Raw genomic sequence first — 13,279 nt, 5'->3', positions numbered from 1 at the left:
CTGTAATAACAACACCAAATTCGCCAGCAACAACAATTACGGGAGTGGCAGCAGGAACAAGTGTAACAGTAAAATGGACAGTGACCAATGGAACATGTAGTGCTTTTGATAATGTAACCCTACAAAACAATGCTGCACCTACCGCGCCAATTTCAGGAGGTAACATAACCGAATGTATGGCTCCTTCAATACAAACATTAACTGCTATGGCAACCGTTCCTTCTGGTCAACATATTGATTGGTATACATCAGCAATTGGAGGTAATCTAGTAAATAATCCAACTCTAAATATTGTAGGAACAGTTACTTATTATGCACAAGCAGTAAATAATGAAACAAATTGCATCAGTTTAACCCGTACCCCAGTTATCTTAACTATAAATTCATGTTCGATTAAGATTACTAAAGATGGTACTTATCAAGATACCAATCATGACGGTATAACTAATATTGGTGATAATGTAATATATAATTTCGTTGTGACTAATACAAGTAATGTTACTTTAACAAACGTTAAGGTAACTGATATTAATGCAGTAGTTTCAGGTGGTCCACTTGCTTCACTTGCTGCAGGTGTTTCGGATAATTCTACTTTTACAGCAATTCATGCAATTACACAAAATGATATTGATACTGGATTTGTTTATAACTGGGCTACAGTTGTTGGAACCCCTCCTACCGGTTCAGATGTAAGAGATACATCAACAGATCCTACACCTTGTACCACTTGTCCAATAAATCCTGAATGTCCGGATTGTACAATTACACCATTGACCCAGTCTCCTAAAATAGCCATTGTAAAAAACAATAACATTACTACTGGAGAAAACGGATGTGCTGCTTTAAAAGTAGGCGATGTGGTGACTTATACCTTTACAGTAACTAATCCAGGTAATGTGAGTTTACATAATGTAAACGTTTCTGACCCACATACTGGATTATCTGCTATTGCTCTTCAAAGCGGCGGTGATGCTAATACTAACAATATCCTAGAAGTAAACGAAACTTGGATTTTTAAAGCTAATTACACCGTAACGCAAGCAGATATTGATGCCGGTAAAATCACCAACAGGGCTTCAGTAAATGCTTTGGCTCCTGATAATTCGCCAGTAAATGATTCATCTGGTAATACACCAACTACTAATGAAGATAATGTAATTACTATTTGTACTACCCCTAAAATAGCCATTGTGAAATCCAATAATATTACTACTGGAGAAAACGGATGTGCTACTTTAAAAGTAGGCGATGTGGTGACTTATACCTTTACAGTAACTAATCCAGGAAATGTGAGTTTACATAATATAAACGTTTCTGACCCACATACTGGATTATCAGCCATTGCTCTTCAAAGCGGCGGTGATACCAATACTAACAATATCTTAGAGGTAAACGAAACCTGGATTTTCAAAGCCAGTTACACCGTAATGCAAGAAGATATTGATGCCGGTAGAATTACCAATCGAGCTTCTGTGAGTGGTTTGGCTCCTGATAATTCACCTGTAAATGATTCATCTGGTAATACACCAACTACTAATGAAGACAATGTGATTCCTATTTGTACTACACCGAAAATAGCTATTGTGAAAACCAATAACATTACAGTGGGAGAAAACGGATGTGCTGCTTTAAAAGTAGGCGATGTGGTGACTTATACCTTTACAGTAACTAATCCAGGTAATGTGAGCTTACATAATGTAAACGTTTCTGATCCACATACTGGATTATCTGCTATTGCTCTTCAAAGCGGCGGTGATGCTAATACTAACAATATCTTAGAGGTAAACGAAACCTGGATTTTCAAAGCCAGTTATACCGTAACGCAAGCAGATATTGATGCCGGTAAAATTACCAATCGAGCTTCTGTAAGTGGTTTGGCTCCAGATAATTCACCAGTAAATGACTTATCCGGTAACAGTCCAACTACTAATGAAGATAATATAATTATTATTTGTACAACACCGAAAATTGCCATTGTGAAATCCAATAACATCACTGTTGGAGAAAACGGATGTGCTGTTTTAACAGTAGGTGATGTGGTAACTTACACCTTTACAGTAACTAATCCAGGAAATGTGAGCTTACATAATGTAAACGTTTCTGATCCACATACTGGATTATCTGCTATTGCTCTTCAAAGCGGCGGTGATGCTAATACTAACAATATCTTAGAGGTAAACGAAACCTGGATTTTCAAAGCCAGTTATACCGTAACGCAAGCAGATATTGATGCCGGTAGAATTACCAATCGAGCTTCTGTAAGTGGTTTGGCTCCAGATAATTCACCAGTAAATGACTTATCCGGTAACAGTCCAACTACTAATGAAGATAATGTAATTATTATTTGTACAACACCGAAAATTGCCATTGTGAAATCCAATAACATCACTGTTGGAGAAAACGGATGTGCTGCTTTAAAAGTAGGTGATGTGGTGACTTACACCTTTACAGTAACTAATCCAGGAAATGTGAGCTTACATAATGTAAACGTTTCTGATCCACATACTGGATTATCTGCTATTGCTCTTCAAAGCGGCGGTGATGCTAATACTAACAATATCTTAGAGGTAAACGAAACCTGGATTTTTAAAGCTAATTACACCGTAACGCAAGCAGATATTGATGCCGGTAAAATCACCAATAGGGCTTCTGTAAGTGGTTTGGCTCCTGATAATTCACAAGTAAATGACTCATCCGGTAGTACACCAACTACTAATGAAGACAATGTAATTACTATTTGTACTACTCCTAAAATAACTATTACTAAAGAAGGTATTTTTGAAGATACTAATGGAAATGGTGTTACTAATGTTGGAGATAAAGTTAAATACACTTTTATAGTAACTAATACTGGAAATACAACTTTAACTAACATAACAGTTATAGACGAAAAAATTCCTAACCTAAGTATCACTGGTGGCTCTACAACATTGGCTATTGGTAGTAGTACAACATTCACTGCTAGCTATACAATAACTCAAGCCGATATTGATGCAGGTTTCGTATATAATTTAGCTAGAGTTACCGGCACTCCTCCTATTGGTTCAAATGTGACAGCAACTTCAACTGATCCTACACCATGTACCAATTGTCCAATTAAAGAAGATTGCCCTGCTTGTACTATAACAGTATTAACACAAAAACCGGGTATAGCCTTAGTAAAAACCAGTACATTCATCGATACCAATAACGACGGTTTTGCTCAAGTGGGTGAAAAAATTAATTATGTGTTTGCAGTGACCAATACTGGAAATGTAACAATAACCAATATTGCAATCACAGACAACCAATTGCCAGGCTTAACCATCTCTAACAGCCCTATAGTTTCCTTAGCTGTCGGCGTAACCAACAGTTCTGTAATTGGTACTTACACCATTACTCAAGCTGATATCGATGCTGGTAAAGTAACTAACACAGCTTTAGCTATTGGTAAGGATCCTAAAGGAGCTGATGTAAGAGATGTCTCTGGTACAACTGTAAATAATGATACTCCTACAGATACAGCACTTCCTCAAAAACCAGGTATAGCCTTAGTAAAAACTGGCACATTCATAGATACCAATAATGACAGTTTTGCTCAAGTGGGTGAAAAAATTAATTATGTATTCACAGTGACTAATACTGGAAATGTAACGGTAACCAATATTGCAATCACAGACGATCAATTGCCTGGCTTAACCATCTCTAACAGTCCTATCGTTTCCTTATCTGTAGGAGCAACTAATAGTTCGGTAATCGGAGTTTACACTATTACACAAGCTGATATCGATGCTGGTAGAGTAACTAATACGGCTTTAGCTATTGGTAAGGATCCTAAAGGGGCTGATGTCAAAGATGTCTCTGGTACAACTATTCAAAACGATACACCAACAATTACAACTCTTCCTCAAAGTCCAGGATTAAATGTTGACAAAACAGCTGTTGTTACTAGTCGTGGCAGTGACAGTGATGTTTATAGCTTTGTTGGTGATGTAATCACTTATACTATAAATGTAACTAATACTGGTAATATTATCCTTCATAACATTGTGGTTAAAGACCCTTTAACAGGATTAGATACTACAAATGAACCTTTTAGTCTTGCTCCTGGGGAACACAAAGAAATAGTTCAAACTCATGCAATAACAGTAGATGATTTAAAAGGAAATAGTATCACCAATATTGCTACCGCCAATGGATTAACTCCAAATAATACACCTATTACAGCTGAAGACACAGTAGTTGTTGAGAAAGCTCAAGTTTTAGGATGTGGAACAATAGTAGTTCATAATGCTTTCTCTCCAAATGGTGATGAATTCAACGATAAATTTAAAATTGACAATATCGAGGATACACTTTGTTATCCTGAAAACTCAGTTGAAATTTACAACCGTTGGGGAATATTAGTTTATGAAACTAAAGGATATGATAACGTAAATAATGTATTCAAAGGCTATTCCGAAGGAAGAGTTACAGTTGATAAAAACGCCGGATTGCCTACTGGAACCTATTTTTATGTATTAAAATATACAGCTGTTGGTTTGCAAGGTGAAACTATAACCAAACAAGAACAAGGATACTTATACCTTACTAGATAAAAACTCAAATCTAATACCTGAGGTTTTATTAAAAACCTCAGGTTATTTAAAACTAAGTAAAATGAAAACAAAACTACTACTAATCGGTTTGATGTTTACAGTAATGATGAGTTATGCGCAACAAGACGCACAATTTACGCAGTACATGTACAACACAATAAATGTAAATCCAGCCTATGCTGGCTCGAGAGGTGCAATGAGTATTTTTGCATTACATCGTACACAATGGGTTGGATTAGATGGAGCGCCAACAACCAATGCTGTTTCAATAAACACTCCTTTTAATAATAGTCGTTTGGGTTTAGGTGTATCGGTAATTAATGATAAAATTGGTCCAACTCATGAAAATACTATTTCTGCTGACCTATCTTATACCATCCCTACTTCTGAAACAGTAAAACTTTCGTTTGGGATAAAAGCTACTGCCAATTTATTTGATTTGGATCCTAGCAGACTAACTCCTGAACACAGTGGTGATCCAAAATTACAAGGATTTGATAATAAATTCACACCTAATTTTGGAGCTGGGGTCTATCTACATTCTGACAAGGCTTATGTAGGTTTGTCGATACCCAACTTTATAGAATCAAATCGATACGATGATAATGACGTGGCACTCTTCAAAGAAAAAATAAATTATTATTTAATCGCCGGTTATGTTATGGATTTAAATTACAATGTTAAATTCAAACCCGCTTTATTAACTAAGATGGTACAAGGAGCTCCATTGCAAGTAGATGTATCTGGTAACTTTATGTTTTTTGACAAATTGACTGCAGGAATTGCCTATCGATGGAGTGCTTCTGTAAGTGCAATGGTTGGGTTCCAAATTTCTGATGCAATGTATATTGGTTATGGATACGATTTAGAAACTACCAAATTAGACAATTACAATTCGGGCTCACATGAAATTTTCTTGAGATATGAAATTTTCAAAAACAATAAAAAAATTACAACCCCAAGGTTCTTTTAAATATAACTATCATGAAAATAATATAATCCTTTACATATTCAGGGAAAGTAATTTTTCATTTAAAAACATTTATTCTAAAATACAAAATTGGTCTTTGGTTTAATGTCTATAAAAAACACAACAAATGTGCTTAATCAGCAATGTCTCTAAGTTAAAAAAATGTTGAAATCATGGTACTTTTTAAAACAATTATTATTGAAAATAACATATTCCTTTACTTAATAATGGTAAGTGTTTTTTCATGTAATATGTATTCACAAAAAGTAAAATTATCAGTAGCGCAAATGAAAGATACGCTAATAGCAGCTTCAACAAGTTCAGATACAATGTCTAATCTTGTAAAAACCGTAATATCGTATAAAGTAGTAGAAAAAATCAATATGACTTTTGGAGGTTACACTATCACTTATATCGTTTCAGATCTAAGTTTAGTCAACACAAATGATTTAGGACCAAACAACAGCAGAGTTATAACTCCTATTTATGAAAAAAAAAAGATTTATAACAATAAAAAAGTGGCTCTAATTAACTCATTAAAACCAACTCCAACTCAAAATAGTTCGAATTCTGACATAAACGTAAATTTAAATATAATTGAAAAATCAAATGTAATTGAAGATGAAGAATCACATAATGGAGTTGAATACATTGATATCGTAAAAACCTATGAAAGGGTATACAAAAGAGGATTTAAATCAATTGAAATGCTAAAAAGATTAGGTAATGCCTATTACTTTAAAGGGAAACTAGAAAAATCGGCTAAATTTTATGAAGAATTGTTCGATATGACCACCGATTTAGAAGCTGAATATTTTTTTCGATATGCACGCTCTTTGAATTTTATCAATAAAAAAGATAAGGCCAATGAAATGATGGGAAAATACAACCAGAAAACAGAGGCTGAACAGACAATAAAAAATTAAAACGTGATTAACTAAAAAACAATTATTATGAAAAACTACATACTTGTTTACATGATAATAATAAGTGTTTTTTCATGTGAAATTTATTCGCAAAAGGAAAAAGTAATTGCTCCTAAAAAAGACCATACTAATTATTCCTCAGTAGATCCCCTGAAAACTTATGAAAGGGTCATCGAAAAAGGCTATAAATCAGCTGATATGTTAAAAAAAATAGGAAATGCATATTACTTTAAAGATGAATTGGACAAAGCTGCAAAATGGTATGGAGAGTTATTTACCATGACAACTATTACTGATTTAGAACCCGAATATTATTTTAGATATGCCCGATCTTTAAAAGCTATTAATAAAAATGATGAAGCCGATGAAATGATGAAAATATTCAATCAAAAAACAGAGGTAAATACAGAGAAACAAAATTAAAAACCCCATGATTCTTCTAAAAACAAATATTATGAAAAAAAAGATACTCCTTTGTATAGCTGTAGTAAGTGTTTTTTCATTCAACATTTATTCACAAAAAGCTAGTTTGGCTTCAGCTGACAAAAAATATGACAGCTATGCCTATATAAATGCGATAAAAACCTATGAAAGAGTTGTCGAAAAAGGTTATAAGTCGGCAATAATATTTCAAAAATTAGGAAATGCTTATTATTTCAACGCCGAATTAGACAAAGCCGCTAAATGGTATGGTGAATTATTTGCTATGACTACCGATTTAGAGCCAGAATATTATTTTCGCTATTCACAATCATTGCGTTCAATCGGCGAAAATGATAAAGCCAATGAAATGATGAATAAATTCAATCAATTATCAAGCAGTGATAATAGAGGCCAACTATTCAAAAAGAACGAGAATTATCTTGACGCAATAAAAGAAAATTCAGGAAGATACAAAATAGAAAATGCCGGAATCAATTCCAAATATTCTGATTATGGAACTACCATATACAATAATAAAATCTATTTTGCCACAGCAAGAGATACCGGAAGTTTAGGACATAGAAAGCATTCATGGACCGATCAATTTTTCACCAATTTGTACACCGCAGATTTAGGTGAAGAGCTAACTCCCGGAGCTCCTAAGAAATTTGATAAATCCATCAATACAAAATTCCACGAAGCCACTCCTGTTTTTACAAAAGACGGTAAAACCATGTATTTTACAAGAAATAATTATCTTGAGGGTAAAAAAGGAAAAGATGGAAATAACGTAAATCTAGTAAAAATATACAAATCTACTTTGGTAGATGGAAAATGGGCTAATACAACTGCATTACCATTTGATAGCGATAACTATAGTACTGCCCACCCTACTTTAAGTCCTGATGAGAAAACGTTGTATTTTGCTTCAGATATGCCTGGAACATTAGGACAATCGGATATATTTAAAGTTAAAATAAATGAAGATGGAACTTTTGGAAATCCTGAAAATTTAGGAAATGTAATAAATACTGCCGGACGCGAAACGTTTCCTTATGTAAATGATGAAAAAGAACTCTATTTTGCATCAGATGGACATCCAGGTTTGGGTGGCTTAGATATATTTGTTTCCAAAATGAATGCCAATGGCACTTTCAATGAAGTTCAAAATGTAGGAGCTGATGGCAATTCCCCAAAAGATGATTTTGCCTATGTTATTGATACCAAATCCAGAAGAGGTTTCTTTAGTTCCAATAGAGATGGAGGTCAGGGATTTGATGATATTTATAAATTTTTAGAAACCAGAAAACTCATTTGCGAACAGTTATTGTACGGCGAAATAACCGATAAGGAAACTAAAATTCTATTGCCTGATGCAAAATTGAGCTTATACGACAGTCAATACAATATCGTTAACACCACTACTTCAGATGAAAAAGGAAATTATTCTTTTGCCGTGGAATGCGGAAAAAAATATAGTGTAAGAGCTGAAAAAACAGATTACACAACCATTGAAGAAAAAGTAACAATTGCCAAAGAGAATGGTAAAACTTACTTCCCTTTGGCATTAGAAAAAGCAAAATGTAAAGTGACCGTAGGTGATGATTTAGGTAAATGTTTTGGTATCAAAAGGATTTATTTCGATTTTGATAAATCAGACATTCGAGTTGAAGCCGCTATAGACCTCGAAAAAATATTAGATGTTATGAACGAATATCCAAAAATGAAACTCGATATCCGTTCACATACTGATAGCCGTGGTTCTTTCAAATACAATGAATCTTTATCTGATAGAAGAGCTAAAGCTACAATAGGATGGTTAATTAAAAACGGTGTAAATCCAAATCGATTAATTGGTAAAGGATATGGTGAAAACCAACTTATTAACCAATGTTCTGATGGAGTAAAATGTACAGAAGAAGAACACCAAATGAATCGTAGAAGTGAATTTATTATTACGGCTCTTTAAGGAAACAACTTTCTTAATTTAGAATAGCAACGCAACCTACAAAAAAAGACAATTAACTGGTAATAAACATATTACAAATTTCGGTTGTTTTAATAAAAATTCTGCTAATTCTATAAAAAAAACACTGATTTTATATTAGATGTAAAAATTTCTATTAAATTTATCCCTTAATGTTTATATAGAATTTTCTGGAGACTTTAATCTATATATAAAAAACAATGATGTATGGTAAAAAAATTATTTAAAATTATTCTATGAAAGTACCCCAAATCTTTTTTTTAATGTTAGTATCTCTATTATCATATAATGGATATACTCAAAACCCAAAGGTATATATAACTGATAGGGTTGGTGAGAATTATGCTTACGTAAATGTTACAAAAACTTACGAAAGAGTGGCTGAAAAAGGATATAAATCTGTTGATTTATTCCAAAAACTGGGAAATGCTTTTTATACCGATTTAGATATGGTAAAAGCAGCTAAATGGTACGGTGAATTATTTGCAATGACTACTGATTTAGACGCTATCTATTATAATCAATACGCAAAATCATTATGCGCTATTGGTGAAGATGAAAAAGCAGATTACATTATGGCAAAATTAAAAGAAAAATCAAATACTGCTAAGTACAAATAATAGTATTAGATTTTCCAAAACAATTAAAGCCCTTATATTTAAAAAAAGGGAATCAGTAAAACAGTTGCAAATTGCAACTGTTTTTTTTTGAAGTTTCCCTTTAGAACTAAAAAGGAAAAGTATCAAATACAAACCTATAAATCATATCCTAATCAAATTATAACTTTTCAAGCACAAAATCGAAACTATAAAAAATTAAAGAGGCTGTTTCAAAATTGAAACAGCCTCTTTAAAATAAAATAAAAAAAGTAATTAAATTTTAGCAAAAATATTAGTGTAATATTTTTCACCTGTAACTGGATCCTCTTTTATGGCTATACCAAAATGAGTAAAATCACCCACAATGTTAATTTTATGTTTGGGACTATTTAACCATGCATTTAATGCTGATTTAGGAGAAACATAATTAAGAGCTATATTTTCAGCTACTGTTTTAGCTCCTAAAACTTTCATTATATTTTCAGAACGGGAAACAAAATCATCGTGATTAAACACCTTATGATCAATCATATAAATATCATGTTCCTCTGATTTATATGAAATATGATTTATTCTTTCTAAACGATTTAGACCTATACTAGCCCGATAATCATTAATTAAATTCAGAGTCTCTAACTCTGCGGCATTATAAGTGTAATTTACAATAAGTTCCGGTTTAACTTCAGAACTTAAATTTTCGGCATCAACACTGTCAGAAGAACATGAGTTTAACATAAATAAAGCCATAATTGGCATTATTTTAAGCGATAAATTTAATTTCATACAATTTTAGTTGGTTTTTTTTGTGGTATTATTTTTTTTTGGTCAAGCCAAACATACAAGTTTAATCGATTACATACAAAAAAAATTAAAAATCAAATGTTTTTTTAACACTAATTAATTGTTATTAATTATTTTTCTTACGGCAAGGAAAAATCAAACAATAATCACCTATATAACAGTTTCTTACACAACTAAAAAAAAGCTATAAATAAAAAAAAGAGGCTGCAATTGGGGATTTGCAACCTCTTTTCTCATTTAATACTAAGAGAATATGATTTGGGGAAATATTCTCTTTAGTATTTAAATAAAAACCAAAAAAACTAATTAAATTTTTGCAAAAATATTAGTGTAATATTTTTTACCTGTTGTTGGATTTTCTCTGATAGAAATTCCAAAATGTGTATAATTACCTTCAATATTTTGCTTATGAGCAGGACTATTCAACCAGGCTGTTAAAGCTGCTTGAGGGCTGTTATAATTATAAGCTATATTTTCACCAACTGTTTTAGCTCCTAATACTTTCATAATGTTTTCTGATCTTGAAACAAAACCATCATGACTTACCACATTATTATCAATCATATAAAAATCATGCTCTTCTGACTTATAAGATATGTGATTAATTTTCTCTAATGGATTTAAACCAATACTTACTCTATAATCATTGATTAACTTCATTGTTTCTAACTCTGCATTACTATAAGTATAATTTTCTACAATTACAGCACTTGTATTATCAGCAGTTGTTTCTTCAGAAGAATCAGAAGAACAAGAATTCATTGTAAATATCACCGTCATTAGTAACATCAACTTGAGTAAATTTACTTTCATAAGCTAGTAGTTTAAGTTTAAAGTAGATTGTGGGGCAAACTCTTTAAATGTGTTGTTTTTTGTTCTTATTTCTTACTCAAACATACAACACTTTATCGTTAAACTACAAATAAAATCGACGAAATACATCTTTTTTATTTAAAAAAGAAACTTTTCTTACATTAAGGAGCTAATCTTTCTATTTTCCATGAATAGTCATTCTGAAATGAATAACGAATTCTATCATGCAAACGATTGGCCCTTCCCTGCCAAAATTCAACTTCTACAGGACGAACCAGATAACCTCCCCAATGTTTGGGTCTGGGAATTGATTTATTGTTAAAAGTGCTTTCTAATTCTTTTAAATTAGCTTCTAAAAATTCACGGGAAGGAATAACTTCGCTTTGATTTGAAACAACAGCTCCTAATTTACTCCCATCAGGTCGGGAATCAAAATAATTATCAGAGATGCTTTCAGATGTCTTTTCGGCAATTCCTTTTATTATAACCTGACGTTCGGCTGAATGCCAAAAAAAAGAAAGACATATATTAGGGTTTTGTTCAATTGCTTTTCCTTTTTCTGAATTATAATTGGTATAAAAAACAAAACCTTCTTCATTGTATTTTTTTAACAACACAACTCTGGCTTTTGGAAAACCATCCAAACCAAAAGTAGAAACGGTCATGGCATTAACTTCTTCATTTCCTCCAAAATCTTCCACTTCGTGAAACCAACGATGAAAAAGATTAATAGGATCTTCAGGAATATTAGATTCTAATAATTCGCTCTTTTCATAAGATCTTCTATAATCACTTAAATCTTCCATTGTATATTTTAATTATAAAAATTAGTATTAATCACTACAAATCAAAACTGATACCATCGTCAGCTAACAAAACATTAGGAAAAACAGTTTCAGCCTCTTCTTTAAACCTATTGATAGTATCATATCGCGTGGAATAATGTCCCAAAATGAGTTTTTTCACTTGGGCTTTATCGGCAATAGTAGCTGCTTCTATAGCTGTACAATGCATTGTTTTTGCCGCCAGATTCTCTTCTGATTTTAAGAAAGTAGATTCGTGATACAAAACATCTGCTTTTTCTATTATGGGGATAATAGCTTCATTGTAGGCTGTATCAGAGCAAAAGGCATAACTCCTAGGGCTTTCCGGATCAAATGTTAGTTCTGCGTTGTTAACGAGCGTTCCATCGTCTAAAAGAATATCTTTTCCATTCTTTATATTCTGATAATAACATTTCTCGATTTGATACTTTTGAACTGCTTCAACGTTCAATTTTCTTTTATCTATTTTTTCCTGAAACAAAAAACCATTCGTATAGACACGATGTTTTAATGGTATGGTTTTCACCATCACTTTTTCGTCTTCATAAACCAACTCACTTTGGTTTGATGTTAATTCATGAAAATGCAAACCGAAATTAGGCCAGGAGTTAGATAATCGCAATTGTAACATAATGATTTCCCTGATCCCTTTTGGACCATAAATATGTAAATCGTTATTTCGATTAAGAAGCGAAAAAGTAGAAATCAAACCGATTAAACCATAAAAATGATCTCCATGTAAATGAGAAATGAAAACCTGGTTAATCTTAGAAAATTTGATTTTGTTTTTTCGCAGTTGTACCTGTGTACCTTCACCGCAATCAATAAGAAAAAGACGGTTTTTTATTTCGAGTAACTGCGAAGTAGGATTAGTTAATGTACGGGGAGTTGCTGCATAACAGCCCAGAATAGTTAATTTCATTACAGATTATTGATTTTAGATCTTAGATTGAACAAGTAGTATTTAAGATTTATTCAAAATCTAAAATCTGAACTTTAAAATCTAAAATCCTAAGTCTCTTTCTATTTCTTCCATCTCAATAATATCATGAGCTTCTAATAAAGACGGAACGACGGTAAATTTTTCAGGCAAAGCATTGTAATCAAAGTCAGCAACTACCACAACAAATGATTTCTTTGTTTTTTTATGTTTCTTAGACAATGGCAAAAACAATTTCAAATCACTTACCGGCAATTCGTCTTTATATCCTAAAAGATCAATAATGATGTTATGCTTTTCGTAACTTTTATACTGATGTGTAACCTTCATTAAAAAAGAAGTAAAATCTCCTTGAGTATCTTTAATTATAACAGTATGTTCTTTTTGATCTACTTTCATAAATTTAATTATTAAGATTA

11 protein-coding genes are annotated in these 13,279 nt (G+C 32.3%); 6 read left to right on the top strand and 5 right to left on the bottom strand.

The features are described from left to right. The 6 genes from EOD40_RS12555 to EOD40_RS12530 all read left to right on the top strand — a co-directional run. The coding region (locus EOD40_RS12555) for a DUF7507 domain-containing protein (protein ID WP_128196042.1) at nucleotides 1-4,577 on the top strand (4,577 nt) is incomplete at its 5' end. A gap of 61 nt (nucleotides 4,578-4,638) precedes the next feature. Next, nucleotides 4,639-5,550, top strand: coding sequence for a PorP/SprF family type IX secretion system membrane protein (locus EOD40_RS12550; protein ID WP_128196041.1), 912 nt, complete (start codon nucleotides 4,639-4,641; stop codon nucleotides 5,548-5,550). Nucleotides 5,551-5,720: 170 nt separating this feature from the next. Next, entirely contained in the window at nucleotides 5,721-6,473 is a 753-nt protein-coding gene (locus tag EOD40_RS12545; RefSeq protein WP_128196039.1) for a tetratricopeptide repeat protein, read from the top strand. 27 nt (nucleotides 6,474-6,500) lie between these two features. Further along, entirely contained in the window at nucleotides 6,501-6,896 is a 396-nt protein-coding gene (locus tag EOD40_RS12540) for a tetratricopeptide repeat protein (protein WP_231129626.1), read from the top strand. A 31-nt stretch (nucleotides 6,897-6,927) separates the two neighbouring features. Further along, entirely contained in the window at nucleotides 6,928-8,865 is a 1,938-nt protein-coding gene (locus EOD40_RS12535) for an OmpA family protein (protein ID WP_128196037.1), read from the top strand. A gap of 281 nt (nucleotides 8,866-9,146) precedes the next feature. Continuing rightward, a complete protein-coding gene (locus EOD40_RS12530; protein WP_128196035.1) occupies nucleotides 9,147-9,503 on the top strand; it encodes a flagellar motor protein MotB in 357 nt (118 codons plus the stop codon). Between the two features lie 252 nt (nucleotides 9,504-9,755). Here EOD40_RS12530 and EOD40_RS12525 read toward each other — a convergent pair whose 3' ends face one another. The 5 genes from EOD40_RS12525 to EOD40_RS12505 all read right to left on the bottom strand — a co-directional run bounded on the left by EOD40_RS12525 (nucleotide 9,756) and on the right by EOD40_RS12505 (nucleotide 13,259). Beyond that, entirely contained in the window at nucleotides 9,756-10,265 is a 510-nt protein-coding gene (locus EOD40_RS12525; protein ID WP_128196033.1) for a CAP domain-containing protein, read from the bottom strand. A gap of 324 nt (nucleotides 10,266-10,589) precedes the next feature. Continuing rightward, nucleotides 10,590-11,096, bottom strand: coding sequence for a CAP domain-containing protein (locus EOD40_RS12520; protein ID WP_128196031.1), 507 nt, complete (start codon nucleotides 11,094-11,096; stop codon nucleotides 10,590-10,592). A gap of 161 nt (nucleotides 11,097-11,257) precedes the next feature. Then, on the bottom strand, nucleotides 11,258-11,902 hold the full coding sequence (gene pdxH, locus EOD40_RS12515) for a pyridoxamine 5'-phosphate oxidase (RefSeq protein ID WP_128196029.1): 645 nt from the start codon (nucleotides 11,900-11,902) through the stop codon (nucleotides 11,258-11,260). Nucleotides 11,903-11,936: 34 nt separating this feature from the next. Further along, complete coding sequence (locus tag EOD40_RS12510) at nucleotides 11,937-12,842, bottom strand: ribonuclease Z (RefSeq protein WP_128196027.1); 906 nt, start codon at nucleotides 12,840-12,842, stop codon at nucleotides 11,937-11,939. 81 nt (nucleotides 12,843-12,923) lie between these two features. Then, nucleotides 12,924-13,259: a ribonuclease Z gene (locus EOD40_RS12505; protein WP_128196025.1), complete on the bottom strand. Its 336-nt coding sequence runs from the start codon at nucleotides 13,257-13,259 to the stop codon at nucleotides 12,924-12,926. Nucleotides 13,260-13,279 lie beyond the last annotated feature (20 nt).

Origin of the sequence: Flavobacterium sufflavum, from assembly GCF_004016525.1 — a bacterium.
Lineage (GTDB): Bacteria > Bacteroidota > Bacteroidia > Flavobacteriales > Flavobacteriaceae > Flavobacterium > Flavobacterium sufflavum.
This window is presented reverse-complemented; position numbering and strand designations above follow the sequence as displayed.